The 25,774-nt window shown below is 67.6% G+C and carries 25 protein-coding genes; 16 read left to right on the top strand and 9 right to left on the bottom strand.

Annotated features, from left to right (window positions below):
- Positions 1-12: 12 nt before the first annotated feature.
- Positions 13-585 (bottom strand): hypothetical protein, encoded by a 573-nt coding sequence (locus tag T8K17_RS09965; protein ID WP_322334353.1) that lies wholly within the window; start codon positions 583-585, stop codon positions 13-15.
- An 18-nt stretch (positions 586-603) separates the two neighbouring features.
- Positions 604-2,016 (bottom strand): AmmeMemoRadiSam system protein B, encoded by a 1,413-nt coding sequence (gene amrB / locus T8K17_RS09970; protein ID WP_416153177.1) that lies wholly within the window; start codon positions 2,014-2,016, stop codon positions 604-606.
- 104 nt (positions 2,017-2,120) lie between these two features.
- On the opposite strand from amrB, the gene amrS reads away from it, so the two are divergent.
- From amrS to T8K17_RS10000, 6 genes are all read left to right on the top strand, one after another.
- The gene (amrS, locus tag T8K17_RS09975) at positions 2,121-3,245 is read left to right on the top strand and encodes an AmmeMemoRadiSam system radical SAM enzyme (protein ID WP_322334355.1); all 1,125 of its coding nucleotides are present in this window, start codon (positions 2,121-2,123) and stop codon (positions 3,243-3,245) included.
- A gap of 133 nt (positions 3,246-3,378) precedes the next feature.
- Positions 3,379-4,095 carry a B12-binding domain-containing protein gene (locus tag T8K17_RS09980; RefSeq protein WP_322334356.1) on the top strand — a complete coding sequence of 239 codons (717 nt, stop codon included), beginning with the start codon at positions 3,379-3,381 and terminating at the stop codon, positions 4,093-4,095.
- Between the two features lie 32 nt (positions 4,096-4,127).
- Entirely contained in the window at positions 4,128-4,769 is a 642-nt protein-coding gene (locus T8K17_RS09985; RefSeq protein WP_322334357.1) for a DUF1638 domain-containing protein, read from the top strand.
- 7 nt (positions 4,770-4,776) lie between these two features.
- The gene (locus T8K17_RS09990; RefSeq protein WP_322334358.1) at positions 4,777-5,094 is read left to right on the top strand and encodes a virulence factor; all 318 of its coding nucleotides are present in this window, start codon (positions 4,777-4,779) and stop codon (positions 5,092-5,094) included.
- A 63-nt stretch (positions 5,095-5,157) separates the two neighbouring features.
- Positions 5,158-5,883 carry a ribonuclease activity regulator RraA gene (locus tag T8K17_RS09995; RefSeq protein ID WP_322334359.1) on the top strand — a complete coding sequence of 242 codons (726 nt, stop codon included), beginning with the start codon at positions 5,158-5,160 and terminating at the stop codon, positions 5,881-5,883.
- A complete protein-coding gene (locus tag T8K17_RS10000) occupies positions 5,883-7,187 on the top strand; it encodes a glycerate kinase (protein ID WP_322334360.1) in 1,305 nt (434 codons plus the stop codon). Before T8K17_RS09995 ends, T8K17_RS10000 begins: the two co-directional genes overlap by 1 nt.
- A gap of 135 nt (positions 7,188-7,322) precedes the next feature.
- On the opposite strand, the gene T8K17_RS10005 is transcribed toward T8K17_RS10000, so the two are convergent.
- On the bottom strand, positions 7,323-7,811 hold the full coding sequence (locus T8K17_RS10005) for a PAS domain-containing protein (protein ID WP_322334361.1): 489 nt from the start codon (positions 7,809-7,811) through the stop codon (positions 7,323-7,325).
- A 122-nt stretch (positions 7,812-7,933) separates the two neighbouring features.
- Positions 7,934-9,121, bottom strand: coding sequence for a thiolase family protein (locus T8K17_RS10010; RefSeq protein WP_322334362.1), 1,188 nt, complete (start codon positions 9,119-9,121; stop codon positions 7,934-7,936).
- 262 nt (positions 9,122-9,383) lie between these two features.
- On the opposite strand from T8K17_RS10010, the gene T8K17_RS10015 reads away from it, so the two are divergent.
- Both T8K17_RS10015 and T8K17_RS10020 read left to right on the top strand, forming a co-directional pair.
- Entirely contained in the window at positions 9,384-12,014 is a 2,631-nt protein-coding gene (locus T8K17_RS10015) for an ATP-binding protein (RefSeq protein ID WP_322334363.1), read from the top strand.
- Between the two features lie 3 nt (positions 12,015-12,017).
- Entirely contained in the window at positions 12,018-12,434 is a 417-nt protein-coding gene (locus T8K17_RS10020; RefSeq protein ID WP_322334364.1) for a response regulator, read from the top strand.
- Between the two features lie 31 nt (positions 12,435-12,465).
- Here T8K17_RS10020 and T8K17_RS10025 read toward each other — a convergent pair whose 3' ends face one another.
- Complete coding sequence (locus T8K17_RS10025) at positions 12,466-13,467, bottom strand: DMT family transporter (protein WP_322334365.1); 1,002 nt, start codon at positions 13,465-13,467, stop codon at positions 12,466-12,468.
- A gap of 142 nt (positions 13,468-13,609) precedes the next feature.
- On the opposite strand from T8K17_RS10025, the gene pyk reads away from it, so the two are divergent.
- A complete protein-coding gene (gene pyk / locus T8K17_RS10030; protein ID WP_322334366.1) occupies positions 13,610-15,025 on the top strand; it encodes a pyruvate kinase in 1,416 nt (471 codons plus the stop codon).
- A 161-nt stretch (positions 15,026-15,186) separates the two neighbouring features.
- Here pyk and T8K17_RS10035 read toward each other — a convergent pair whose 3' ends face one another.
- Positions 15,187-16,215, bottom strand: coding sequence for a class I SAM-dependent methyltransferase (locus T8K17_RS10035; protein ID WP_322334367.1), 1,029 nt, complete (start codon positions 16,213-16,215; stop codon positions 15,187-15,189).
- A 294-nt stretch (positions 16,216-16,509) separates the two neighbouring features.
- Between T8K17_RS10035 and T8K17_RS10040 the strand changes: the two genes are divergently transcribed.
- Positions 16,510-17,253: a dienelactone hydrolase family protein gene (locus T8K17_RS10040; protein ID WP_322334368.1), complete on the top strand. Its 744-nt coding sequence runs from the start codon at positions 16,510-16,512 to the stop codon at positions 17,251-17,253.
- A gap of 147 nt (positions 17,254-17,400) precedes the next feature.
- Here the strand turns inward: T8K17_RS10040 and T8K17_RS10045 are convergent, their stop codons facing one another.
- Positions 17,401-17,754 carry a hypothetical protein gene (locus T8K17_RS10045; protein ID WP_322334369.1) on the bottom strand — a complete coding sequence of 118 codons (354 nt, stop codon included), beginning with the start codon at positions 17,752-17,754 and terminating at the stop codon, positions 17,401-17,403.
- Between the two features lie 158 nt (positions 17,755-17,912).
- Here T8K17_RS10045 and T8K17_RS10050 point away from each other — a divergent pair, with 158 nt between their 5' ends.
- The 3 genes from T8K17_RS10050 to T8K17_RS10060 all read left to right on the top strand — a co-directional run bounded on the left by T8K17_RS10050 (position 17,913) and on the right by T8K17_RS10060 (position 20,703).
- Entirely contained in the window at positions 17,913-18,206 is a 294-nt protein-coding gene (locus T8K17_RS10050) for a DUF1330 domain-containing protein (RefSeq protein ID WP_322334370.1), read from the top strand.
- A 15-nt stretch (positions 18,207-18,221) separates the two neighbouring features.
- A complete protein-coding gene (locus T8K17_RS10055) occupies positions 18,222-19,406 on the top strand; it encodes a pyridoxal-phosphate-dependent aminotransferase family protein (protein ID WP_322334371.1) in 1,185 nt (394 codons plus the stop codon).
- A 184-nt stretch (positions 19,407-19,590) separates the two neighbouring features.
- The gene (locus T8K17_RS10060; protein ID WP_322334372.1) at positions 19,591-20,703 is read left to right on the top strand and encodes a serine hydrolase; all 1,113 of its coding nucleotides are present in this window, start codon (positions 19,591-19,593) and stop codon (positions 20,701-20,703) included.
- 310 nt (positions 20,704-21,013) lie between these two features.
- On the opposite strand, the gene T8K17_RS10065 is transcribed toward T8K17_RS10060, so the two are convergent.
- Positions 21,014-22,387 (bottom strand): glutamine synthetase, encoded by a 1,374-nt coding sequence (locus T8K17_RS10065; protein ID WP_322334373.1) that lies wholly within the window; start codon positions 22,385-22,387, stop codon positions 21,014-21,016.
- A gap of 89 nt (positions 22,388-22,476) precedes the next feature.
- Between T8K17_RS10065 and T8K17_RS10070 the strand changes: the two genes are divergently transcribed.
- The gene (locus T8K17_RS10070) at positions 22,477-23,124 is read left to right on the top strand and encodes a hypothetical protein (RefSeq protein ID WP_322334374.1); all 648 of its coding nucleotides are present in this window, start codon (positions 22,477-22,479) and stop codon (positions 23,122-23,124) included.
- Positions 23,125-23,230: 106 nt separating this feature from the next.
- Positions 23,231-23,734: a hypothetical protein gene (locus tag T8K17_RS10075; RefSeq protein ID WP_322334375.1), complete on the top strand. Its 504-nt coding sequence runs from the start codon at positions 23,231-23,233 to the stop codon at positions 23,732-23,734.
- A 205-nt stretch (positions 23,735-23,939) separates the two neighbouring features.
- Here the strand turns inward: T8K17_RS10075 and blaOXA are convergent, their stop codons facing one another.
- Complete coding sequence (gene blaOXA / locus T8K17_RS10080; protein ID WP_322334376.1) at positions 23,940-24,767, bottom strand: class D beta-lactamase; 828 nt, start codon at positions 24,765-24,767, stop codon at positions 23,940-23,942.
- Between the two features lie 207 nt (positions 24,768-24,974).
- On the opposite strand from blaOXA, the gene T8K17_RS10085 reads away from it, so the two are divergent.
- Positions 24,975-25,763, top strand: a complete 789-nt coding sequence (locus T8K17_RS10085; RefSeq protein WP_322334377.1) for a short-chain dehydrogenase/reductase — start codon at positions 24,975-24,977, stop codon at positions 25,761-25,763.
- The last annotated feature ends 11 nt before the right edge of the window (positions 25,764-25,774 follow it).

The following is a 25,774-nucleotide window of genomic DNA, read 5'->3' on the forward strand; positions in this document are numbered from 1 at the left end:
TCGGGGACCGCCCTAGCCCAGCGCCTCCACATAGGCGAGCATCATCAGGTGATCGGGACGGCGGCCGTCCCGTGCCAGGGGCAGCGCCAGCGCGTCCCAGCGCGCCCGGCCGACCCGCTTCCCGGCCCGCTCCAGGGCGATCTCCTGACGAACCCGCATCGAAGCCCGGGCGTCCATCGCGAGGTCGTAGAGCCGGATGCGCGGAATGGACTGGGCCGGAGACAGCGCATCGCTCAGGAACAACCCCTGGAAATTGCCGCCTTCCACACCGGCGGCGGCGGCGCCGACCGTCCGATAAAGGTAGGAGCGGCCGCCGAAGACCAACGGCTCGGCCTCCAGCACGATGAGATGCTCCGTCCAGGGCTGCAGCGCCAGCGGATCGAACTGAGCGAGGGCGGGCAGGCCATGCCGCGACGGCCGGCGGCTCTCCCACAGGGCGGTCAGCGCGCGGATATTGACCTCTGCCAGGTCAACGGACGCAGTCCATCGCCGTCCCGGCGCGGGCGCGAACGCGTACGGCCGCGGCATGTCGATATCGACTGCCGTCGCCGGGTCGGCCCTTAACGCCGTCTGGGATGCGGGCATATCCGTCCTGCCTCTTGCTCAGCCGGCGGTCTGCCGGAACGAGCCGCCGAAACTCTCCGTAGTATAGCGCTGGACCGCCAGCCCGTCCGACCAATGCTCCATCGGAAGCCCCGCCTTGTTCTTCAGCCGGCGCACGAAATCCTCGGGCTTGGGAATCGACGACCACACGCTGGGCAGGAACAGCCCGCGATGGTCGCGGCCGTCGACCCGGTCGCTCAGGATCAGACCGTCGGTATCCGGCCGGGTCTGGCGCACCAGGTCGGCCTCGTGGGCGAAGGTCATCGGCCGCGGGGTGGAGAGGACCGACACGGACACCTCCATGCGCTCCGCCTCCTCTTGCGTGAGCCGGGGGAAGCGGGGATCGGCGAAGGCCGCCTTGTAGGCGTTGGCCGCCACGTCGGCGATCAGCGGCTGGTGGGCGATGACCGAGCCGATGCAGCCCCGCAACTGGCCGTCCAGCATGAGGGTCACGAAGGACGCGCGCTGGGCCGAGAGGGCGGGGGACAGGCCGGGGGCGATCCCGACGCTGGGCGCGCGGCCGTGCTGCAGGCCGAAGGTCACGCCGAACCGCGCGGCCTCCACGAGCTGGCGGCGGTCGGCCTCGCCGATCCGGGCGGACTCTGCGTATTCCAGGCCGAAGGCGCCGTAGCCGACGACCCGGTCCCTGCCGCCGGCAGTATCGCCCGAATTGCGCACGTCCAGCGCCGTCGCCCGCAGGTCGCGCCGGCGGGCCTGATCCAGCACCCCGGCCAGCGCCCGGTGGCCGCAGGCGCGCAGGCCGTCGATCCGGTCCGGGCGCAGCAACTCGATATTCGCCGCCGTCGCCCCGTCGAGCTTCCGGGCGGTGTCGTAGTCGTGGAAATGCGACAGGTCGGAGGAGACGACGACCAGCGTCTCCGGCCCGCCCCACAGCGCCTCCACGACCTGGGAGACGAGGGATGCGGGCGCGTCGCCGACCAGCAGCGGCACGATGGCGGCGCGCTCGAACACCCGCTGGATGAAGGGGACATGAACCTCCAGGCTGTGTTCCTGGGCGAAGGCGGCATCGCGCACGATCACGCCTGGCAGGTGCAGGACGGCGCGCAACGCCCCCCAGTCCACCGGCACGGTGCCGAGCGGCGTGGCCCAGGCGTCGGCGCTGGTGGTGGCGATGCCCTGGAACGCGACCCGATGGGCGGGACCGAGCAGGACGATCCGGGTGATCTCCTCGCCCCGGCTGCGCAGCCCGGTATAGGCGGTGCCGGCGATCTCTCCGGAGAACCGGTAGCCGGCATGGGGGGCGACCAGCACCTTGGGCTTCACCCCGCCATCGGGTCTGGCAGCGGCCAGGCAGCGCTCCACCGTATCGGCCAGCGCGTTATGCCCGTCTGGATAGAACATGCCCGCGACTTCAGGGGCGCGGATTACCGCCGTATTCGCTAGTTCAGCCATGGTTAATTCGTAGCACAGCGGGAGGACGGTCTCCACACCGACGGGTGATATGATGACCTTCGATCGATAGGATGGCCGCCTGAAACTTCCGAGGACTCGCCGTCGTGACCCACACCACCCCGACCCTGTCCGAAACCCGACCGCCGGCGCTCAGCGGCAAGGGGCCCATCGTCCCCACCACCCATTGGCGGATGCTCGGTGACGGCCGGGTTCAGTGCGAGATGTGCCCGCGCTACTGCAAGCTGAAGGAAGGCGCGCGCGGCCTGTGTTTCGTGCGGGCGCGGCAGGGCGACGCCGTCGTGCTCACCACCTACGGCCGGTCCAGCGGGTTCTGCATCGACCCGATCGAGAAGAAGCCGCTCAACCACTTCCTGCCGGGCACGCCGGTGCTGTCCTTCGGCACGGCGGGCTGCAACCTCGCCTGCAACTTCTGTCAGAACCACGACATCTCCAAGAGCCGGGAGATGGACGCTATGCAGGCCGAGGCGCAGCCGGAGGCGCTGGCCGCCACCGCCGCGCGGCTAGGCTGCCGGTCGGTGGCCTTCACCTATAACGACCCGGTCATCTTCCACGAATACGCCGAGGACGTAGCCCAGGCCTGCCACGAACGCGGAATCAAGAACGTCGCGGTGACGGCCGGTTACATCACCGAGCGGGCGCGCGCGGATTTCTTCCGCCACGTGGATGCCGCCAATGTGGACCTGAAAGCCTTCACCGAGCGATTCTACCGCGACGTCACCAAGAGCGAGTTGGCCGTGGTCCTGGAGACGCTCGAGTACCTGGTCCACGAGACCGATGTCTGGGTCGAGATCACCAATCTCCTCATCCCCGGCGAGAACGACGGCGAGGCGGAGCTTGAGGCGATGACCCAGTGGGTGGTCGACCGGCTCGGCCCGGACGTGCCGATGCATTTCTCCGCCTTCCATCCCGACTACCGCATGCTGGACAAGCAGCGCACGCCGTTCGCGACCCTGGCCATGGCCCGGCGGATCGCCCGCAAGAACGGGGTGCGGCACGCCTATACCGGCAATGTCCACGACGTCAGCCGGCAGTCGAGCTACTGCCATACCTGCGGCGACCGGGTGATCGAGCGCGACTGGTACGAACTCGGCGCCTGGAAGCTGGACGCGGCCGGCGCCTGCACCGGTTGCGGCACCCGGCTGCCGGGGGTGTTCGACGGTCCGCCGGGTGTGTGGGGCCGCAAGCGGCTGCCGGTTTCCATCGGCTGACCGCCCCACCTGTCGCCCATCCGACACGACCGGTCGCGGGGATGGCAGCGCGACCTTGCCGATCCATGTCTTTTGCGTAGTCAGGAGCCGAGGGAATCGGCCTGCACAGCGAACGTGTTGGAGGCAGACGGCCATGGCCGAAGATGATGGCGAGGATATCGTTCTCTCCGAGCTCGACGACGACGACCTCGTCCAGCAGATGCATGACGATCTCTATGACGGGATGAAGGAGGAGATCGAGGAGGGTGTGAACATCCTGCTCGAACGCGGCTGGACCCCGTACGACGTCCTGACCAAGGCCCTGGTGGAGGGTATGCGGATCGTCGGCATCGACTTCCGCGACGGCATCCTGTTCGTGCCGGAAGTGCTGATGGCCGCCAACGCCATGAAGGCGGGCATGTTCATCCTGCGTCCGCTGCTGATCGAGACCGGCGCCCCGCGCGTCGGCAAGATGGTGATCGGCACGGTCAAGGGCGACATCCACGACATCGGCAAGAACCTGGTCTCCATGATGATGGAGGGCGCCGGCTTCGAGGTGATCGATATCGGGATCAACAACCCGGTGGAGAACTACCTCGCCGCCATCGAGGAGCACCAGCCGGACATCCTCGGCATGTCGGCCCTGCTGACCACGACCATGCCCTACATGAAGGTCGTCATCGACACCCTGAAGGAGAAGGGAATGCGCGACGACTACATCGTGTTGGTCGGCGGCGCGCCGCTGAACGAGGCCTTCGCCGAAAATGTCGGCGCCGACGCCTATTGCCGCGACGCGGCGGTGGCGGTGGAGACCGCCAAGCAGCTCATCGCCGAACGCCGGCGCTCGAACTCGGAGGCCGCCGGCCAGTAACGGCGGCCCGGACCCATGGGAGCGGAAACGCCATGGCGGATTGGTCCATCGACGGCTTGACCCGGGCTCGTCCGCAAGCGCTGTTCATCGCCTGCGGGGCGCTGGCCCGCGAGCTGGTCGACCTGAAGCGGATGACCGGCTGGGCGGAGCTGACCGTCACCTGCCTGCCGGCCCATTGGCACAACACGCCGCAGAAGATCGCCCCGGCGGTGCTGCGCAAGATCCGCGCGGCCGGCAACCGGTACGACCGGGTCTATGTGCTGTATGGCGATTGCGGCACCGGCGGCGAACTCGACCGGATGCTGGAGGCCGAGGGGCTCGAGCGGATCCCCGGCCCGCACTGCTACCAGATGTTCGCCGGCACCGACGCCTTCACCGAGATGGCCGAGCGCGACCCGGGACAGTTCTACCTGACCGACTATCTGGTCCGGCATTTCGACCGGCTGATCATCAAGGGGCTGGGTCTGGATCGCTATCCCCAGCTGCTGCCCGATTATTTCGGGCACTACACGACCCTGGTCTACCTCGCCCAGACCGCCGACTCCCGGCTGCGCGACAAGGCGGCAAAGGCGGCCGAGCGGCTGGGCCTCGCCTTCGAGTACCGGCACGTGGGCTATGGCGAGATCGGCAATTTCGTTGCCGCGGCCGCCGCTCCCGCCCAGGCCGCGGAGTAGGGCCGCCATGGCGCATCTGATCATCGTCTCCTGGCGCGACATCCCGGCCCAGGTCATTGTCGAGAAAGGGCGCGGCCGCCGGCGCGAGAGTGCCAAGGTCGAACTGCCTCAGCGCTTCATCGCCGCCATCGACGCCGCCGCCATGAAGGACGGGGCCGAGAGTGCGGACGCGTATCTGGACGACTGGGTGCGCTCCGAGCCCGTGGAGGTGTCCGACGACGGCATGGAGGCCACTGCCAATGCCAAGGCGGCGGAGATTGAGGCCGCCTATCCGGCGGAGCGGCTGCGCGGCCTGATCGCCAATGGGGGCAAAGAGGCCGGCTGACCGATTGCGGCGGCGGGACGGGCGCGGCAGACTGTGCGCCCCTTCCTCAGTGCGGATCCTCCGATGTCCTCCATCCCCGCCCCGTCACAGGACACGCTCGACAAGCTGCGTGCCGTGGGCACGGCCACCGTCTCCATGCAGCTTCTCAAGCGCGGCCTGCGCCATGTCTCGATCAACGGCGTGAAGCCGCTGCGCCCGGATCAGGGCTGCGTGGTCGGCCCGGCCTATACCCTGCGCTTCCTGCCCCTGCGCGAGGATCTGTCCGACCCGGCGGTGCTCGGCGCGCCCGGCTACGGCCCGCGGGTCGCGATCGAGGCCTGCCCGGAGGGTGCGATCCTGGTGGTGGAGGCGCGCGGCATCGCTACCACCGGCACCATCGGGGACATTCTCACCGCCCGTCTCGCCAAGCGCGGGGTTGCCGGCATGGTGGTCGACGGCGCGGTACGCGACGGTGCCGGGGTGTCGGCGACCGGCTTCGACGTCTGGTGCCTGGGGGCCGCCCCGCCGGCCAGCATCACCCAGCTCTCCGGCGGCGACGTGGAGATCCCGGTCGCCTGCGGCGACGTCACTGTGTTTCCGGGCGACGTGATCGTCTGCGACGGCGACGGGGCGGTGGTGATCCCGGCCAAGCTCGCCGCCGAGGTGGCCGAGGACGCGGTGGAACAGGACCGGTTCGAGCGCTGGGTCCAGGCGCGGGTGGAAGAGGGGCGGCCGACCATCGGCCTCTATCCGCCCAATGCGGAGACCAAGGCCGAATATGAGGCCTGGAAGGCGTCTGGCGGCCAGTGATGAGCATCGATCCGACCGACCTGCTGCGCCGGATGATGGACGCGGCGATCGCCGCCGCCGATCCGGCCCATTGCCTGCCGCCGCATCTCCTGCCGCTCGCCCGCGCCGAGCACAAGGGCCGCACATTGGTGATCGGCGCCGGCAAGGCGGCCGCCTCCATGGCGGCCGCGGTGGAGACCCTGTTCGCCGCCGAGGCGCCGGATTGTGAGCTGGAGGGGCTGGTGGTCACCCGCTACGGCCATGGCTGCCCGACCGAACGGATCGAGGTGGTGGAGGCGTCCCATCCGGTGCCCGACGCCGCCGGCCGCGATGCCGCTAGGCGGATCCTGGACCTGGTCTCGGGTCTGGGGGCGGAGGACCGGGTGATCGCACTGATCTCCGGCGGCGGGTCGGCCCTGCTGACCCTGCCGGCCGAGGGCGTGAGCCTGGAGGACAAGCAGGCGGTCAACCGCGACCTGCTGAAGTCCGGCGCGACGATCCACGAGATGAATGCCGTGCGGAAGCACCTGTCGGCGATCAAGGGCGGTCGTCTCGCTGCCGCCGCAGCCCCGGCTTCGCTGCATGCGTTTCTGATTTCCGACGTGCCGGGCGACGACCCGGACGTGATCGCCTCGGGACCGACCGTGGCCGATACCAGCACCCTGGCGGATGCGAAGGCGGTGCTGAGGAAATACGGCATCACCCCGCCGGACAGCGTCGCCAAGGCCCTGGACGACCCGGCGCACGAGACACCCAAGCCGGGCGATGCGGTGCTGGGCAAGGCCGAGACGGTCATGGCCGCCCGCCCGCAGGCCTCGCTGGAGGCGGCGGCGGAGATCGCCCGAGCCGCCGGGGTGACGCCGGTGATCCTGGGCGACGCCATCGAGGGCGAGTCCCGCGACGTGGCGACGGTGATGGCCGGCATCGCCGCCCAGGTGGCCCGCCACGGTCAGCCGGCACCGGCCCCCTGCGTGCTGCTGTCGGGCGGGGAGACCACGGTGACCGTGCGTGGCGACGGCTGCGGCGGACGCAATGCCGAGTTCCTCTGCGCCTTCGCGGTGACCGTGAAGCGGCGGATGCCGGAACTGGGGGGCCAGATCGCAGCCCTCGCCTGCGACACCGACGGGATCGACGGCACGGAAGACAATGCCGGGGCCCTGTTCGTGCCGGGCGATCTTGAGCGGGCCGACGCGACGGGCATCGATCTGGTGGCGCACCTGGAAAACAACGATGGCTACGGTGCCTTCTCCGCCCTGGACCGGCTGATCGTGACCGGGCCGACGCTGACCAACGTGAACGATTTCAGGGCGGTGCTCATTCTTTAACGAACCAATAAATCAACCGACTTCCTGGAAGCGCCAGCGGCGCTATCCAGGACCTTGTGGTCGAGGCCGGAGTTACGATCCTGGACAGCGCCTACGGCGCTTCCAGGAAGTCGGCGTTGGGGCGTGGTGAAACGGTCACAGCACCCAGCGCCTCGACTGGGGCAGGCTCTTCACCTCGGCGCCGGTCATCAGTTCGAACTCGATCAGCGAGATCACCTGACCGCCGCCCTCCGCCGTGCGGAAAGGTACGGCGATCTGGCGCACGGATTTGCAGATGCTGCTGCGGCCCACATAGGGCAGGGCGCAGCCGACCATGCCGCCCCGTCGCAGGGTCTCCACGTACAGGGTGTGGATCCGGTTGCCCGGACCGTGGCCGTCGATCTCCGAGGTCTTCTTCCCGGTGTAGGAGCGTCGGGTAAAGGCGTCGACGCCGGTGCCGAGCAGACGGTAGCGGAACTCGTCGCCGGCCAGATGCTCGACCACGATGAGGTTGGGCAGCATGTCGGCGAGGGCCGTGGGATCGAAATCGACCCGGTCCGGCACGGCGCCCGCGCTGTCCCTGAGCGAAAGCCAGTAGCGGCCGAAGCGGCCGATGCGATCGCTTCCGAGATCGGCCGAAGACATCGGACCCGGATCGGTGTCCGGTACCCGCGACGGCTCGGCGTCCTGGGGGTGCGGGGATCCCGCGATCGCTGCCTCCTGCACCGGAAATAGGGCTCGGGCGCCGGGCGCCCGAGCCGCTGGGATCAGATCCGCTCCAGCAGAACCGCCATACCCTGGCCGGCACCCATGCACATGGACAGGATAGCATAGCGCTGCCCGGTATCCTCCAGGTGCTGCATCGCCACCAGCGCCATGCGCACGCCGGTGGCTCCCGGCGGGTGGCCGATGGAGATGCCGCCGCCATAGAGATTGGTCACGTCGCGCGGCACGCCGAGCTCCTTCTCGGCATGCAGGTTCACCACCGCGAAGGCTTCGTTGATCTCGTAGTAGTCGACGTCGGACGCCTTCAGTCCCCGCTTCTCCCACAGGGCGCGGATCGCCGGGACCGGGCCGCAGCCCATGATCCGCGGCGGCACGCCGACGATGGCCCAGTCGACCAGCCGGGCGCGCGGCTTCACGCCTTCCGCTTCGAGCTTCGCACGATCACCGACCACAACCCAGGCGGCGCCGTCGGTCACCCCCGACGAATTGCCCGGCGTCACCTGACCGCCCTTGCGGAACACCGGCTTCAGCGCGCCGAGCTTCTCGACCGTGACCGAGGGGCGGGGAAACTCGTCCATCTCCATCAGCCGGGTGCCCTTGCGGCCCTCCGGCACCTCGATCGGCGCGATCTGCCTGGCGAGGAACCCGCTCTCCATCGCCGCCCCGGCCCGCTGCTGGGACATCACGCCCCAGGCGTCCATGTCCTCGCGCCGGTACTGGAAGTCTTCCGTCAGGTTCTCCGCCGTCGCCCCCATGAGGCCATGGCCGAAGGGGTCTGAATAGGCCCACTCGACCGTGTCCTCCAGGGTCTGCTGGCCGCGGGTCACGCCCCAGCGCATGCCGGTCTGGGCGTAGGAGCCGCGCGAGAAGTTCTCGCCGCCGCCGGCGATGGCGATCGAGGAATGGCCCGACATGATCTGCTGGGCAGCGGTCAGGATCGCCTGGGTGCCCGAGCCGCAGGCCCGGTTCACGCCCAGGGCGCAGCTGCTGTCCGGCATGCCGATGTTCAGGGCCGCGACCCGGCCGACGTAATACCCGTCCGGATCGACCGGCAGCACGTTGCCCCAGACCGCGTGGTCGATCTTCTCCGGGTTCAGCTCGGCCGCCTCGACGCAGGCCTTGGCCGCGTGGGTGGCAAGGGTGGAAAGCGGAATGTCCTTCAGCGATTTGCCGAAGTCGCCGAACGGCGTGCGTTTGCCGCCGGCGATGACGATTTCTTGTGCGGGCATGGGTGTCCTCCGTCAGCCGATTTCGCGAACAGTGGCGCGGCGGGGGCGGGAGAACAAGCCGAGGAACGCGCCGGCGCGACCGCCAGAGCGCGTTCCGGTCACAACTTGGCACAGCTCCGGTGTTAACGCTCCCCGGAGGCGGGGGTAGATTTGCTCCAAGGGTGCCGGTTAGAACTCAGATGCCTCCATTTTAACTGAAATGTTGATAACCTAAGGGTTGTCCACCGATCCTTGTCGCGGCCCCGGAGCCTGATCCTCGCCCATGCGCCTGCGGAACCTCCTGTTCCTGACCCTATCGGGGGTAGCCGTTCTGCCTGTCCTGGCGCTGGCCGGGTGGGTGTATCTGCGCGCGCATGACCGTGAGATACAGATCGTAGACGACACCCATCTGCTGCTCGCGCGGAACGTGGGCGGCGCGCTGGAGCGGTACGCCCGCGATGTGATCTCGGTGTTCGACCTCGCCGCGGAGGCGGCCCTCGGCGGAGACCCGTCGGGGAAGGTCGCGGATCTGATGCAGGATCTGAACCTGCTGCATCTCTGCCTGGTCCGGGCGGAGGACGGCCAAGTCGCGCGCAGCCTGATATCGAGCGAGTATCCGTGCCCCGATGCGGTCGAGCCGGATCGGCTGCAGGTCTTCCTCGACATCGCCCGATCGGACGGCGCCACCTTCTCCGGCGTGATGCCGCGGGAGAACGGAGCGCCGACCCTCTATGTGCTGCGGCGGTACGGCGACATTCTCGCGGTCGGCGCGGTCTCGACCCGCTACATCATCGAACGCGGTAAGGCGATCGCCTTCGGTGAGAAGGGGCATGCCGCCATCGTCGATCAGACCGGCCGCGTGCTCGCCCATCCCCTTCCGTCTTGGGTCGCGGAGATGAGGCAGATCGCCCAGCTTGAGCCGGTCGCGCGGATGCTGCGGCGGGAGACCGGGACGACGGTCTTCCATTCGCCGGCGCTCGGGGCGGACATGGTGGCCGGCTATTCCTTCGTGCCGACGACCGGATGGGGCGTCATGATCCCCCAGCCGCTGACCGAGATCAGGCGCCATGCCGATGAGGCCGCGTTCTACGCGCTGATGATCGGGCTGGCGGGGCTGGCGGCGGCGGCAATCCTGAGCTGGTTCCTGGCCGGATATTTCACCCGCCCGCTCAGCGCCGTGGTGACCGCCAGCCGACAGATGAGCGGCGGCGATCTGCAGGCCCGGGTGACCCTGGAGGGCGGCCTGCAGCCGCGCGAAGCCGTGGACCTGGCCGAGGCGTTCAACACGATGGCGGCGGAGATTGCCCGCAAGAACGCCGAACTGCTCGACGCCCTGGGACGTGCGGAGGACGCGGCGCAGGCCAAGACCAGCTTCCTCGCCACGATCAGCCACGAGATCCGCACGCCGATGAACGGTGTGCTGGGGACCTCGGAATTCCTGCTCGACACCAGGCTCGACGCCGAACAGCGGCGCATCGCCCAGACCATCAACGAATCCGCCCGCTCCCTGCTCGCCATCGTCAACGACGTGCTCGACATGTCGCGGATCGAGGCCGGCCGGATGGAGGTGGAGCGCGAGCCGGTGGCCCTGCTGCCGCTGGTGGATGCGCTGATCGCCGAGATCTCGCCGGCGGCGGAGAGCAAGGGCTTGGCGCTCTACGTCGAAACCCGGCCGGGAACCCCGGCGCAGATCGACACGGACGGGATGCGGCTGCGCCAGATCCTGGTGAACCTGATCAACAACGCCATCAAGTTCACCGACCGGGGCTGGATCCGCGTGATCCTGCGCACGGTGGACACAGACGGAGACTCGGCCGGCGGGCGCCGGCTGGAGATCGCGGTGCAGGACACCGGCATCGGCATTCCGCAGTCGGTCCTGCCGCTTCTGTTCCAGCCCTTCGTGCAGGCCGACACCTCCACCACCCGGCGCTTCGGCGGCTCCGGACTGGGCCTGGCGATCAGCCGCCGACTGGCCCAGATCCTGGGCGGCAGCATCACCGCCAGCAGCGTCGACGGCGAAGGCAGCACCTTCAGCCTGATCCTGCCGCTGGCCGCCGAGGAGGCGCTGCCCGCCCCGGCCGCCGGTGCGACGGCCGAGCAACCGGCGATCGCCGAATTCACGGGTCGCCGGGTGCTGGTGGCGGAGGATCATTCCACCAACCGCTGGCTGCTCAGCCGGCAACTTGCCCGGCTCGGCCTCGTCGCCGACATGCGCAACGACGGGGCGGAGGCGCTGGCGGCGTTCCGGGCGAACCGGTTCGACGTGGTGGTGACCGACTACCTGATGCCGGAGATGGACGGGGTCGAACTGACCCGCGCGATCCGGGAGATCGACCGCCAGACCGGGGCGCGCACGCCGATCCTGGGGTTGACCGCCAACGCGTTCGAGGACGCCGTCCAACGCTGTCTTTCGGCGGGCATGGACGCGGTCCTGACCAAGCCGGTGGAGCAGGCGACCATCGGCCGCGCCATCGCCCAGCTCCTGGCCGGCAGGCCGGTGGCGGTCCCGCCCTCGGAGGCGGCCCACCGGACCGACCTTTTCGATCCGTCGACGGCGGTGGAGCTGTTCGGCGCCGAACCGGAGGCTGGGAAGGCCTGGATCAGCGACTTCGTCGACACGGTGCGCGAGAAGACGGCCACGCTGCGGGCTTTGAGGATCACGGGGCCGGTTCCCACCGGTGCGGCATTTCCGATCCTGCACGCCCTGAAGGGGGTGTCGGGCTCCGCCGGCGCGGCCCAACTGGGCGCTTTGGCCCGCCGCCTGGGAGACGCTGCGCGGGCGGATGACGCAGCCACTCTGAATTCCGGGGTTGATGAACTCCTCCGGTTGTCGGAAGAAACCATACAAGCCGCATTGGAATTCGCCGCGACTTGGACGACCGGGTCACCCGGTCATCACCACAAGGAAAGATAGGCGATGGTCGCATCCCTGTCGGCCGTCGACGTGCTGATCGTCGACGACGAAGCCTTCGTCAGAAAGACGCTGACCCAAATGCTCCGCCTGGCGGGTGTCCGCAGCGTCACCGAGGCGGTGAACGGGCGCCATGCGTTCTCCGAACTGCTCGACGTGCCGGAACAGCAGCTTCCGAACCTGATCCTCTGCGATGTGGAGATGGATCAGATGGACGGCCTGGAATTTCTGAAGAAGCTGCGGGACAACGAGAACGAGGCGATGGCCTCGATCCCGGTCATCATCACCACGGCCCACACCGATGCGCAGACCGTCAAGGCGGCCGCCCAGCGGCAGATCGACGGCTATCTGGTGAAGCCGTTCACCGCGGCCAAGCTGGTCGGCCGGATCGAGGCGATCCTCGCGGCACTGCCGGAGCGCTGAACCTCGGCCTGGAGCGCAGTCTGGAGCCGGATTACGGCGCCTTCTCCTCCCGAGCCCGGCCGAGGGCGGCGCGAATGTCGTCGAAGAAGATTTCGCCCAGGACGAAGCCGGTGATCGCCAGGATCGCCAGGAGCTGCGGCACGGTGATGGTGTCGCCGAGGATGAAATAGGCGAGCAGGGCCGCCAGCACCGGCTTGAGGAAGAACAGATAGTTGCCGCGTGCCGGGTCGGGCACGTTGCCGAGCCCCCAAAGCCACAGGATGAAGCCGATGCAGGTGTTCCACATCCCCAGGGTGATCAGCGCCGCCGCCTGATCGGACGGGCGGTCGAACAGGGTGGTCGGATCCACCCAAACGCCCCACAGGAAGCCGGCGACGAACCACATGGGAATCGCGCCGAGAGCGAAGGTGTAGGTAGTCATCCGGATCGCGCCGTACTGCTTGATCAGCGGCCGGACCAGCACGAGATAGATCGCGCCGACGATGGCGCAGCCGACGGCCAGCAGGATCCCGGGCAGCGAGCTCTCGCCGCCGTCGAGCCGGTCGAGCACGCCGTCGGTCAGCAGGAACAGGCATCCCAGGAAGGCGCCGATGCCGCTGACCAGCTTGGGGGCGGTGATCTTGGTCCCGTCCACGATCCGCAGCACGAAGACCACGAAGATCGGCATGGTGGTCACCATGGTCGCCACCTGCACGACGCTGGCGTAGTCCAGCGCCCAGTGGAACAGGAACTGCGCGAAGGCCATACCGAAGATCGACAGACCGACCACCTGAACGAAATTTTCCCGCAGCGGCGTGATCAGGTCTCGGGTCTGCGGCCGGGCAAGGGAGACCAGCACCAGCGCCGCCCCGCCGAGCATGAAGCGCCAGACGGTGACCTCGGCCCCCTGGAGCTGGGTCAGTTTGACGACGAACTCGCTCGACGCATGACCGCATACCCCGGCGAAAGCGGCGAGATAGGCGAGCAGAGCCAGGGACCGGGCGGGGCCGGCACCTGCCGGGTTTCCGTTCGCCGCGCCGTCATTCGGGGCCATGCGTTTCCTCCGGCTTATTGGTTGCCTAGCAGACTATTGGATGGGCTACGATCTGGAAAGACCCGCGTTGATAGTCCTTTGGGCCGACGTGGCAGGCTCGTTATGCTTACGTTCGTCATAAAATCATGCGATGTCTTTGCCCATGAGACGCTTCAGAAGCACCAAGATCGTCGCGACGCTGGGGCCCGCAAGCTCCGACGCCGACATGATCCGCCACCTGTTCGAGGCAGGAGTGGATGTCTTCCGCTTTAACTTCTCCCACGGTAGCCACGAGGACCATCAGAAGCGCTGCGATGTGGTGCGCGCGCTCGAGGCGGAGTCGGGCCGGCCGATCGCCATCATGGCGGACCTGCAGGGACCCAAGCTGCGCATCGGCACCTTCCCCGACGGTCCGATCGAGCTGAAGACGGGCGACAAGTTCCGCCTGGAGCTGAAGGAGGGGCCGGGGACCGCGAAGCGGGTGACCTTGCCGCATCCTGAGATCTTCGCCGCCCTGGAGGCGGGAACCGACCTGCTGCTGGATGACGGCAAGGTGCGCCTGCGGGTGCTGAAATGCGACGGCAAGTCGGCCGATACCGAGGTGATCACCGGCGGTCCGCTGTCCGACCGCAAGGGCGTGAACGTGCCCGGCGTCGTCGTGCCGCTCTCGGCGCTGACGCCGAAGGACCAGGACGACATGCGCTTCGCCCTGGACATGGGGGCGGACTGGATCGCCCTGTCCTTCGTGCAGCGTCCGGAGGACGTGGCCGAGGCGCGCAAGCTGATCGCGGGCCGGGCCGCGGTGCTGGTCAAGCTGGAGAAGCCGGCCGCCATCGAACAGCTCGACCAGATCGTCGAAATCTCCGATGCGGTGATGGTCGCGCGCGGCGATCTGGGCGTCGAGCTTCCGCCGGAGCAGGTGCCGCCGATCCAGAAGCGGATCGTCCGGCTGTGCCGCTCCCTCGGCAAGCCGGTGATCGTCGCCACCCAGATGCTGGACAGCATGGTCAACGCGCCGTCCCCGACCCGGGCAGAGGCCTCGGACGTGGCGACGGCGGTGTACGACAATGCGGATGCGGTGATGCTCTCGGCCGAGACGGCGGCGGGCAAATATCCGATCGAGGCCGTGACGATGATGAACCAGATCATCCGCACGGTGGAGAGCGACGACTACTATCTTGCCGCCGCCCACGCGGACCAGCCGGTGCCGGACCGCACCGTGTCCGACGCGATGACCCTGGCGGCGCGCGAGGTGGCCGAGGCGATCGACGCGGGCTGCATCGTCACCTACACCACCTCGGGCTCGACCACGATCCGCGCCTCGCGCGAGCGGCCGACGGTGCCGATCCTGTGCATCACCTCGTCGATGAAGACCGCCCGGCGCCTGGCCATGGCCTGGGGCGTGCACGCGGTCGCCATCGCCCAGGAAGAGCGGTTCTCCGCCATCGTCCAGCGCGCCACCGAGGTGGCGAAAAGCGAGGGTTTTGCCGGCACGGGCGACAAGGTGGTCATCACCGCCGGCGTGCCCATGGGCAAGCCGGGATCGACCAACGTGCTGCGGGTGGAACGGATTCCGTAAGGCGCCGGCCCTTCGACACGCTCCTGCGGAGCTGCTCAGGGCGAGGTCGAAAAATCAGCTTTGAAGAGGTCGAAAAATCAGCTCTGAAAATGACCTCGCCCTGAGCAGCGCCCCGGATCTACTCCGGGGCGCGTGTCGAAGGGCAAGGCCGCAGGTGCGCCTCAGTCCGGCTTGCGGGCGGTCATCACCCGGGTCATGCCGGGGATGAGGTCGTCGTCGATCTCGATCTCGAAACCGGCCTTCTTCAGGTGCTTCTCCACGAAGCCCGGCGTCATGCCGACGCCGTCCGGGGTGTAGACCATGTGCTGGAGCTGCCAGAGCGCGGCCAGCGCCGGGCCCTTGCGGTCGTCGGTCACCATGAAGTCGTGGATCGCGATCAGCCCGCCCGGCTTCAGCACCCGGAACGCGTCGGAGCAGAGCTTGTCGATGGCTTCCTCCGGCACGCCGGAGAACAGGTAGCTCATCAGCACGATGTCCTGGTCGTTCGGCCAGTTCGCGTTGGTGCCGTCGCCGGCGACGAAGTCGATCCGGTCCGACATCTCCTCCTCGGCGACGAAGGTCTTGCCGACCTCGATCACATTGGGGAAGTCGAGCACCGTGGCGTGCAGCTTGGGGAAACGCTTGCAGAACATGATGGAGAAGGCGCCGGAACCGCCGCCGACATCCAGCATGGAGCCGACATCTTCGGAGACGGCACCTTCCTTGAGCAGGCGCTTGGCCAGCACCGCGCCCGGGCCGAGCGAGCCGGAATGCTGCGAGCGGCTGAACAGCTCGGCATGGTGCCGGTCGGCCATCCAGGACGCGTAGTCCGGATATTCGATGTCGTCGGTGTCGCCGAGCAGGACCTTGTCCAGGTTTTCCATGAACGGATACATCTGGCGATCGATCTGGAAGCGCAGGTAATCGCCGAAATAGTTGGTGTTGTCGCGCACCAGATAGGCCTCGCTGGCCGGTGCGTTGGCGATCTTGCCGTCATTGCGGGTGAGCAGGCCGACCGAGACCAGGGCCGTCACCAGCGTCTGCATGCGCTGGGCGGGCACCTTCGTCGCCGCCGCCAGATCCTTGATCGATTTCGGGCCGTCCGACAGCGCTCCGAACACGTCCACATGCAGGGCCGCGAACAGTGCCTTCGACGCCATGAACCCGAAGGCGAGCTCGGAAATGTCCTCGGCGGATTCGATCGGTTTCACGGGAATGTTCCTCCTGGGTCGTTGATGGGACTTTCGGAAATGCGCGTGTTGCAGCGCAGCAGAACCTTAACCGATGCGCGTCCCAGACCAAACCCTGAATGTGTCAAAAGCGACATTCTTAGATATAATCGTCGCTGATAGAACAATCTAAGTCTCTTACCCGTCTGGCCTTTTCCGTCTCGCTCGGGCAATCGCCCGTCGGCTGCTTGAGAAACCGGACCGGACGCTCATTTAGTTCTCAATGTGACCATCCGGGTTCCCTGTAATCGACTGTGCTACAGGGAGATCTATTCCATGCGACTTCTGGCCACTGCGGCGCTTGCCGCCCTGCTGCCCTTCTCCGCCTATGCCGGCGAGCCGGTGGACTACACGGTGAACGGCGAGAGTTTCACCGGCTACCGGGCCGAGGCGGCCGGGGAGTCGAAGGGACTTGTGCTGATCATCCACGATTGGGACGGGCTGACCGCCTATGAGGAAAAGCGGGCGGAGATGCTCGCCGAACTGGGCTACGACGCCTTCGCCGTCGATCTCTACGGCAAGGGCAACCGACCGGTGGAGACCGGGGCCAAGAAGGAAGAGACCGGCAAGCTCTATAAGGACCGCGAGCGGATGCGGACCCTGATCCTGGGCGGCCTCGCCGAGGCGCGGAAGGAGCGGGACGGCAAGACGGTGGTGATGGGCTACTGCTTCGGCGGGGCGGCGGTGCTGGAGCTGGCCCGTTCGGGCAAGGCGGCGAATATCGTCGGCTATACGACCTTCCATGGCGGGCTGGCCACGCCGGAGGGGCAGAGCTATCCGGCCGACACCTCGCCGATCCTGGTCGCCCATGGCGGTGCGGACACCGCCATCCCGATGAGCCAGGTCGCGACCCTGTCGGAGGAGCTGGAGAAGGCCGGCGTGATGTACGAGATCCAGGTCTATTCGGGTGCGCCCCACGCCTTCACGGTGTTCGACAGCGACCGCTACCGCGAAGTGGCGGACACGCAGTCCTGGGACGCGTTCAAAGACTTCCTGGCGGCGAATCTGGTGAGCGAGTGATTGTGCGCTAGTCGTCATCCCGGCGGGGACCGGACGTGATCCGGGACCCGGCCGGGACCGAGTGGCGGCGTTCGGACGCGGTCCCGGGCAGCCCCCGGATCAAGCCCGGGGTCTCCCGGGATGACGGTATTGAGGGCGGCTGTCGCTTTATCCTAGGTTTTGCTTCGCCTTGATCCCCTCCCACACGGGGCGGAAGTCGTAGGTCGGGTAGAACTCGGTGTCGAAGCCGCCCCAGGCGCTCTGCTCGATCGCCAGGTTGACCTCGCGCAGCCGGTGGCCGGGGACCTTGAGGGTCACCACCTGGCCGATGCCCATCATCACGTACCAGGACACCACCTCGATCCCCTCGGGCGGGAACTTCTTCCAGAACCCGGCGGCGTCGAGCTTGGCGTTGATCTCGGCCAGGTTCTTGTCCTTCTGATGCTTCAGCATGACCGTCAGCAGGATCTCCCCCTCGCCGGCGGGTGCGCCGACCTCCGATGCCCCCATCTTGGATGTCACGTCTCCCTCCATCCTTGCCGCTATAAGGTTTCCCTCCCGCGACGATAGCATGCGCGGCTGGACTACGGACAAATCCAGCTCATGGGTCTATGAGATTGTCTTGCGCGCGCGGCGTCCGCGAATGCGCCAACATGAAACTCAGCGAGGAGGAACAGGACATGGCTTTCGGATACGTGATCGTGCAGGTCGACGTGAAGGATCAGGAGACCTTCGAGGCCTATCGCGCCCAGGTGCCGGCCACCATTGCGCAGTATGGCGGCGAGTATCTGGTCCGCGGCGGCAAATTCGAGAAGCTGGAAGGGGCGGAGCCCCTCGGCCGTATGGTCGCCCTGAAGTTCCCGAGCTACGAGCAGGCGAAGGCCTGGTACCACAGCGAGGAATACAAAGGCCCCAAGGATCTGCGCCAGTCCTGCAGCGTGGCCAATGCGATTCTCGTGGAAGGCGTTGATTAACCTTGGAGTAGACGCATGTCGCGACAGCCCGGCCGCCAGTTTCTGAACATCCCCGGTCCGACCAACATTCCGGACCGGGTGCTTCAGGCGATGCACCGCCCCGCCCTGGATTTCATGACCCCGGAATTCTGGGAGGTCCAGGTCGAGTGCAAGGAGAACCTGGCCAAGATCCTGAAGACCGAGGGCGAGATTATGGTCTATGCCGCCTCGGGCCACGGGTCGTGGGAAGCGGCGATGACCAATACCTGCTCGCCGGGCGACACGATCCTGATGTGCGAGACCGGCCGGTTCTCGGAATCCTGGGCCGACATGGCCGAGGCCATGGGGCTGAAGATCGTGACCCTCGCCAACGACTGGGACCGGGCCTTCGACCCCGACCGGGTGGCGGAGGCGCTGGCCGACGACAAGGACCATGCAATCAAGGCGGTCTGCGTGGTCCATAACGAGACCTCCACCGGCATCGCCCACGACGTCGAGACCATCGGCAAGGCCATCAAGGCGTCCGGGCATCCGGCCCTGTTCATGGTCGACACCATCTCCTCGCTCGCCTCCATGGATTTCCGCATGGACGAGTGGGGGGTGGATGTCGCCGTGGCCGGCTCGCAGAAGGGGCTGATGCTGCCGGTCGGGCTCGGCATTTCCGGGGTCAGCGCAAAGGCGATGGCGGCGAGCGAGAGCGCCAAGCTGCCGCGCAAGTATTTCGACTGGGACGGCATCAAGGCGCTGGAGAACGGCCGTCTGCGCTTTGCCGGCACCGCGCCGAGCCACCTGTTCTTCGCCATGCGCGAGGGTCTGAAGATGCTGCTGGAGGAGGGGCTGGACAACGTCTTCGCGCGCCACGCCCGGCTGGCCGAGGCGACCCGCAGCGCGGTGCGGGCCTGGGGGCGCGGCAACGGTCCGACCCTGTACGGCCGGGACGACGCCTCCCTGTCCAATTCGGTGACGGCGGTGCGCATGCCCGACGGGTTCAACGCCGACGTGTTCCGGGGCAAGGTGCTGTCGGAGAGCAATGTGGCGTTGGGCGGCGGGCTGGCGCGGCTGTCGGGCAGCGTCTTCCGCATCGGCCACCTGGGCGACCTGAACGAGCCGATGATTCTCGGCTGCCTCGCCACGGTGGAGATGCAGCTCAAGCGGCAGGGCATCCCCCATGGCGAGGGCGGCGTCGACGCGGCGGTCGCCTATCTGGCGGAGACGCGTTAGCGCCATCTTTCCCGTCATCCCGAACTCGTTTCGGGACCTCAAATCGGCCACCCGCCGCGAGGTCCCGAAACGGGTTCGGGATGACGATCATTCATGTTCCCATCGATCGCCCAACCCAATTCCATGGCTTGGCGCGGCGCCAAAGATCGGTAGCATCGCGGCCGAACCCATTGGGAGAGATCGCATGACCGACTACGTGCCGGGTGCCGGCGACGACTGGGCCCGGATCGAGGCCGACGAGGCGGGGGCCGATGCGGCCGCGCTGCAGGAGGCGGTGACCTTCGCCGTCGACCACGAGTCGAAGATGAACCGCGACATCGCCAAGGCGCTGGAGGGTGGTCACTTCTCCGAGCCGCCTCCCCTGGGCGATATCATCGGCCCCACCGCCCCGCGCGGCCCGGCCGCCGGCCTGGTGCTGAAGGGCGGCAGGATCCTGGCCGAATGGGGCCCCACCGACCGCGCCGACATCACCTTTTCCTGCACCAAGTCGTATCTCTCGATCGTTGCCGGTCTGGCGGTCGATGACGGACTGATTCCCGACGTCGACGACCCGGTCGGCGCGCTGGTCGAGGACGGCGGCTTCGACGCCGCCCAGAACAAAACCTGTACCTGGAAGCACTTCCTGCAGAACACCTCGGAATGGGAGGGCACCCTGTTCTCCAAGCCCGATCTGGTGGACCGCAACCGCGACCTGTCCCTGCCGCCGGGCACCCCGTCGAAGAAGGGCACCCACCGCGACCTGGCCGCCCCCGGCGCGTTCTGGGAATACAACGACGTGCGGGTGAACCGGCTGTCCCTGTCGCTGCTGCAGGTCCACAAGAAGCCGCTGCCCAAGGTGCTGAAGACCCGGATCATGGATCCGATCGGTGCGTCGGATACCTGGAGCTGGAACGGCTACATTAACTCCTGGGTCGAGGTCGACGGCCAGCCCATGCAGTCGGTCTCCGGCGGCGCCCATTGGGGCGGCGGGTTGTTCATCTCCGCCCGCGACCACGCCCGGGTCGGCCTGCTGATGCAGCGCCGGGGCATGTGGGGCGGGGTGCCGCTGCTCTCGCCGGACTGGATCGACGCCTGCACGACGCCCTGCGAGCTCAACCCGAGCTACGGCTATCTGTGGTGGCTGAACGGCGACGGCCGCCATGTGCCGAGCGCCCCTCGGACCAGCTACTTCGCCATGGGCGTGGGCTCCAACGTGATCTGGATCGACCCGGAGCTGGATCTGGTCTGCGTGCTGCGCTGGATCGACAAGGCCTCGCTCGATGGTTTCGCCAAGCGGCTGATGAAGGCGCTGGGGTAGCCCTTCACTTAAAGGACGTCATCCCGAACTTGTTTCGGGACCTCGCGGCGATCGGCCGAGATGAGGTCCTGAAACGATCTTGGATTTCATCAGTGACAGGATGACGGAGGTCGAGCCGGCGGCTGGCCCTTCGACACGCCCCTGGCGGGGCTGCTCAGGGCGAGGTCATTCATTAGCAATAAAGGCCTCGCCAGCAATAAAGACCCCGCCAGCAAGAAAGACCTCGCCCTGAGCAGGACCCCGGACGAAGGTCCGGGGGCTGTGTCGAAGGGCCGTTCCCAGCCATTACCGGAGGGCGCGTGCCCCCGCCTCAGATAATCTCGAAATACCGCGCCAACTCCCAGTCGGTCACGTGCCGGCGGTACTCGCGCTCCTCCCACATCCGGCTGGCGGAGAAGTGGTCGACGAAAGCGTCGCCGAACAGGTCCCGTGCCGCTTTCGACCGCTTCAGCCGGGCCGCCGCCTCGCCCAGAGAGCCGGGCAGGGCGGCCTTGGCCGGGAACTTCTTGGCGTAGGCGTTGCCGGTCACGCCCTCGCCGGGCTCGACTTTGTTCTCGATGCCCCACAGGCCGGAGCCGATCGCCGCCGCCATCGCCAGATACGGGTTCGCGTCGGCCGCCGCCACCCGGTACTCCACCCGCTGCGACTTGGGCGAGCCCTCGATCACCCGCAGCGAGGTGGTGCGGTTGTCGGCCGCCCAATTGGCATGGGTCGGCGCCCAGAAGCCGGGGATCAGCCGGGTGTAGGAGTTGATCGTCGACGCGGTCATCGACAGCAGCTCCGGCATCAGCGCCTGCTGGCCGCCGACGAACCAGCGCATGGTGTCGGACATGCTGTAGGTGCTCTTGGGGTCGTGGAAGACTGGGGCGCCGTCCTTGGTCGTCAGGGAGGTGTGGATGTGGCCGGACTGGCCCGGATAGTCCATCGACCACTTGGCCATGAAGCTGGCCATGATGTCGTGGCGCTGGAAGAACACCTTGGTGAAGGTCTTGAACAGGGCGGCCCGGTCGGCGGCGACCAGGGCGTCGTCCACCTTGATCGCTGCCTCCATCACCCCCGGGCCGGTCTCCGTGTGCAGCCCCTCCACGGGGAAGTCCATCAGTTCGCACATCTCCAGGAACATCAGGTGCAGGTCGGCATGCACCGACGAGCGGATGCCGGAATAGCCGAAGAAGCCGGGGGTCAGCGGCTTGAGGTCCCGGTAGCCCTTCTCACGCACCGAATGGGGCGTCTCGTCGAACAGGAAGAACTCGTACTCGGCCGCCGCCTTGACGGCGAAGCCCATGTCGTCGGCCTTCTTCAGCACCCGGCGCAGGGTGCCGCGCGGGCAGACCCCCTCCCACTTGCCGGCGAACTCGCCCAGCACCATGACCATATCCGGCTCGAAGGCCACGTCGCGGGCGGTGTCCGGCAGCAGACGCACCTCGGCGTCCGGATAGCCGGTATGCCAGCCCGTGACGTCCACCGCCGGGTCCTCGTAGAGCTGGTCGTTGCTGTCCCAGCCGAGCACCACGTCGCAGAAACCGAACCCGCCCTTCAACGCGCTGGCGAATTTGTCGCGCGCCATCCACTTGGCGCGGAAGATCCCGTCGATGTCGAAAACGCCGACCTTCACATGGGTGAGCGCCCGTTCGTCCACCAATGCCAGAACGTCCTCTGCGGTTTTGACGTCGCTCGGCTCCATGCGCCACACTCCTGTTCGCGTTGTTCGACGCGGCTACTCTAAAGACAACCAATGGCGGACTGAAAGCCGCCTGTGCGAGGGAGAGGAAGATGGCGGATCTCGCCGATCGGCTGCTCGGCTGTTACGCCAGCGCCGTGCACGATGTGCTGCGGGTGATGGGGTACGGCAACCAGGTTCTGCCGCCGACCATCAGGGCGCTCGATCCGACCAAGCGGGTGGCGGGCGAGATCTACACCATCTCCGGTCATATCGATCAGACTCTGAGCCGGCACGAGACGCTGCTGCGCTGGTCCCGCGTGCTGTCGCGGGTGCCGGGCGGCAAGGTTCTGGTCTGCCAGCCCAACACCAAGGCGGTGGCGCTGATGGGGGAGCTGTCGGCCCAGGCGCTGACGGTGAAGGACACCCGCGGCTATGTGGTGGACGGCCATTGCCGGGACACCGACTTTATCCTCGACATGGGCTTCCCGGTGTTCTGCGAACTCAACACCCCGGCCGATATCGTGGAGCGCTGGACCTATGACGCCCTGGGCGAGCCGATCACCATCGGGACGGTGACGGTACGCTCCGGCGACTGGCTGATCGGCGACCGGGACGGGGTGGTGATCATCCCGGGCGAAATCGCCGAGGAGGTGGTGGCCGAGACCGAGAAGGTGGTCTCCACCGAGGGCGACATGCGCAAGGCGATTCTGGAGGGCATGGATCCGGAGCAGGCCTACCTGAAGTTCGGCAAGTTCTGAGGCGCAGCCCGGGAATACCGGCGTCTGGAGCGGCGGCGGCGGGTCCGCTACACTGTCCTCCGGACGACGGGAAAGCGGGGCAACCGGCAGGGGAGGACCTGACGGCATGCGCATATCTCACATCCTGGCGGTAATTCTCGGCGCAGGGGTTCTCGCCGCGGCGCTCGTCGGCCTGGGCGCGCGGCCGGCGTTCGCCGACTTCCTGTGGTTCGGCGGTCCCAAGGACAAACTGTCTCTCTCCATCGCGGTGGAGGACAATGTCAGCGGCGGCTGCTGGGCGGACCGGGAGGGAACCGTCGACCACATCGCCGGGACGCTGACAGGCTACGGCATCACCGTCGACGACCGGGCACCGCTCAATCTCGTGCTCTTCGCGATCGGCTCCCCCTCGGCGACGGGACAGTATCGCAAGGACCTGTCCTGTGTCGGCGTGCTTCAGGTCCGGGTCAGCTCTCTGGAGGTTTCGGAGGATCGCAGTTTCCGGGTGACCAGCCTGTATGACCAGGAACGGCTGCTGGTCTCCCACCACGTGCTCGACCGCGCGATCGGGACCTTGACGGTGGAACTGGTCGACAATTTCGCCCGGCGCTATGCGGAGAAGCGTGAGTAGGGGTTCGCCCGGATCTTTTCCCTCTCTCACTCCCGGAACCAGTCCAGGGAGCGCGAGATGAGACCCTGAAGCCGGTACATCTGCATTCCCCGGATTTATTCCGGGGCAAGGTTTCCATGTGATCGACCTCTGACGCGCAGGCTCTGGCCTCGCCCCGGAATAAATCCGGGGAGTGCGAGAGGGGGCGGTTCCGCGGAAGCGCCCCTCACTTCGGCATCGCCTCGGCCCGGTCGAAATAGGCCGCGAACAGCCCGTCCCGGGTTTTCGGTCCCGCCGGTTTCTCCGGCTTCTCGGTTTCCTGCACCAGCCGGGCGAAGACCACCCGGCGGCCGTCGCGCTCGGCCCAGCCGACGAACCAGCCGAACGGCTCGCCCCACATCAGGCTTCCCTTGTCGTCGCGGGGCAGGCCGGAGCCGGTCTTGCCGTGGACGTGCCAGCCGCCCGGCCGCACGCCGTAATCGGTGATCGCCGCCGTGTTCTCCACCGCCGCCTGGGACACCGGCAGCTCGCCGGCCAGCATCCGCTGCAGGAAGGCCACCTGCTCGGCCGGCGAGATCTTCAGGGAGGCGCTCAGCCAGGCGTCGGTCAGCCCGTTATCCTCGCCCCGTTCTCCGCTCAGGTCTTGGTTGCCGTAGTCGAAACCGTCCACATAGGACCGGAACCGCTCCAGCCCGAGGCGGCTGGTGACCTGCTGGGAATACCAGACGACGGATTCCTGCATCCAGCGGGTCGGGTCGGTCGGCTGCTTCCAGGCCTCGCGCCAGTCCACATAGCCCTTGCGGAACGGCATCTCCGGCTCGCTCGGCGAGGTCAGGATGCCGGCGTCGAACCCCATCAGGGCGATCGCGATCTTGAAAGTGGAGGCGGGGGAGTATCGGGTGTCGCAGTCGCCGTCGGAGACCAGCGTTCGGGGCGCTTCGGCGCCGGGAGCGGTCACTTCCTCGATCAGGGTGCAGACGATCCGGCTTTCGGCCGCCGCCGGCCCGGCGAGAAGGATCTGGGCGAAGAGCAGGGAGAGCAGCAGTCGACGCATCGGGGGCCTTTCCTTGGGGTGGTGGAACCGGTCGTCAGTAGGGCGTGCGAACAGGTCTGCATGATGGCGCCGGCCGCCGCAATACCGTCGCCATTCGACCCGTGGCCGGATCGCCACAAGCCCCGCCGCGGATAGGCGCTTATCAGCGGCGCCGGGCTTTGCCATTCTTGCCGACCAATCAACAAGCAATCCGACGGGGAGGCCTGCATGGACCTGGGAGTGAAGGGGAAGACCGCGCTGATCACCGGCGCGTCGAAGGGGATCGGCCGCGGCGTGGCCGACAGCCTGGCGGCCGAGGGCTGCAACCTGCGCCTGGCCGCGCGGTCGGGCGACATGCTGGAGCAAGCCGCCGCCGAGCTCCGCGACGCCTACGGGGTCACGGTCGCGGTCCATGCCTGCGACATCACCGCGCCCGGCGTGATCGACGAGCTGGCCGCCGGCGGAATCCCGGACATTCTGGTGAACAATGCCGGTGCCATCCCGGCTGGCGATATCGAGGCGATGGTCGAGGAGCGCTGGCGCGACGCCTGGGAACTGAAGGTCTTCGGCTACATCAACATGACCCGCAAGTTCTTCTCCGCCATGAAGCAGCGCGGCCATGGCGTGATCTGCAACGTCACCGGATTGGCGGCCGACAAGACCGACTTCAACTACGTGGCCGGCACCACCGGCAACGCGGGGCTGAACGCCTTCACCAAGGCGGTCGGCGGGGTGAGCCTGGAATACGGCGTGCGCGTCTTCGCCGTCAGCCCCGGCCCGGTCCAGACCGAGCGCCTGATCGGCCTGCTGAAGACCCGCGCGGTGCAGGACGGCGGCAGCGAGGACAACTGGCAGAGCTACATGTCCGGCATGCCGATCCAGCGCGCCGCCACGGTGCCCGAGGTCGCCGACACCGTCGCCTTCTTGGTCAGCGAGCGGGCCAGTTACTTCACCGGCCAGGTCGTGACCGTCGATGGCGGCATGGGCTCGCGCGGCGGCAGCTTCGCGAACAAATAACCAACGGCACC

Source organism: Thalassobaculum sp. OXR-137 (genome assembly GCF_034377285.1).
Lineage (GTDB): Bacteria > Pseudomonadota > Alphaproteobacteria > Thalassobaculales > Thalassobaculaceae > Thalassobaculum.

Coding starts and splice junctions, on each gene's coding strand:
- T8K17_RS09965 (WP_322334353.1), bottom strand. CDS start 585: ATGCCCGCATCCCAGACGGCGTTAAGGGCCGACCCGGCGACGGCAGTC.
- amrB (WP_416153177.1), bottom strand. CDS start 2,016: ATGGCTGAACTAGCGAATACGGCGGTAATCCGCGCCCCTGAAGTCGCG.
- T8K17_RS09980 (WP_322334356.1), top strand. CDS start 3,379: ATGGCCGAAGATGATGGCGAGGATATCGTTCTCTCCGAGCTCGACGAC.
- T8K17_RS09985 (WP_322334357.1), top strand. CDS start 4,128: ATGGCGGATTGGTCCATCGACGGCTTGACCCGGGCTCGTCCGCAAGCG.
- T8K17_RS09990 (WP_322334358.1), top strand. CDS start 4,777: ATGGCGCATCTGATCATCGTCTCCTGGCGCGACATCCCGGCCCAGGTC.
- T8K17_RS09995 (WP_322334359.1), top strand. CDS start 5,158: ATGTCCTCCATCCCCGCCCCGTCACAGGACACGCTCGACAAGCTGCGT.
- T8K17_RS10000 (WP_322334360.1), top strand. CDS start 5,883: ATGAGCATCGATCCGACCGACCTGCTGCGCCGGATGATGGACGCGGCG.
- T8K17_RS10005 (WP_322334361.1), bottom strand. CDS start 7,811: ATGTCTTCGGCCGATCTCGGAAGCGATCGCATCGGCCGCTTCGGCCGC.
- T8K17_RS10010 (WP_322334362.1), bottom strand. CDS start 9,121: ATGCCCGCACAAGAAATCGTCATCGCCGGCGGCAAACGCACGCCGTTC.
- T8K17_RS10015 (WP_322334363.1), top strand. CDS start 9,384: ATGCGCCTGCGGAACCTCCTGTTCCTGACCCTATCGGGGGTAGCCGTT.
- T8K17_RS10020 (WP_322334364.1), top strand. CDS start 12,018: ATGGTCGCATCCCTGTCGGCCGTCGACGTGCTGATCGTCGACGACGAA.
- T8K17_RS10025 (WP_322334365.1), bottom strand. CDS start 13,467: ATGGCCCCGAATGACGGCGCGGCGAACGGAAACCCGGCAGGTGCCGGC.
- pyk (WP_322334366.1), top strand. CDS start 13,610: ATGAGACGCTTCAGAAGCACCAAGATCGTCGCGACGCTGGGGCCCGCA.
- T8K17_RS10040 (WP_322334368.1), top strand. CDS start 16,510: ATGCGACTTCTGGCCACTGCGGCGCTTGCCGCCCTGCTGCCCTTCTCC.
- T8K17_RS10050 (WP_322334370.1), top strand. CDS start 17,913: ATGGCTTTCGGATACGTGATCGTGCAGGTCGACGTGAAGGATCAGGAG.
- T8K17_RS10055 (WP_322334371.1), top strand. CDS start 18,222: ATGTCGCGACAGCCCGGCCGCCAGTTTCTGAACATCCCCGGTCCGACC.
- T8K17_RS10060 (WP_322334372.1), top strand. CDS start 19,591: ATGACCGACTACGTGCCGGGTGCCGGCGACGACTGGGCCCGGATCGAG.
- T8K17_RS10065 (WP_322334373.1), bottom strand. CDS start 22,387: ATGGAGCCGAGCGACGTCAAAACCGCAGAGGACGTTCTGGCATTGGTG.
- T8K17_RS10070 (WP_322334374.1), top strand. CDS start 22,477: ATGGCGGATCTCGCCGATCGGCTGCTCGGCTGTTACGCCAGCGCCGTG.
- T8K17_RS10075 (WP_322334375.1), top strand. CDS start 23,231: ATGCGCATATCTCACATCCTGGCGGTAATTCTCGGCGCAGGGGTTCTC.
- blaOXA (WP_322334376.1), bottom strand. CDS start 24,767: ATGCGTCGACTGCTGCTCTCCCTGCTCTTCGCCCAGATCCTTCTCGCC.
- T8K17_RS10085 (WP_322334377.1), top strand. CDS start 24,975: ATGGACCTGGGAGTGAAGGGGAAGACCGCGCTGATCACCGGCGCGTCG.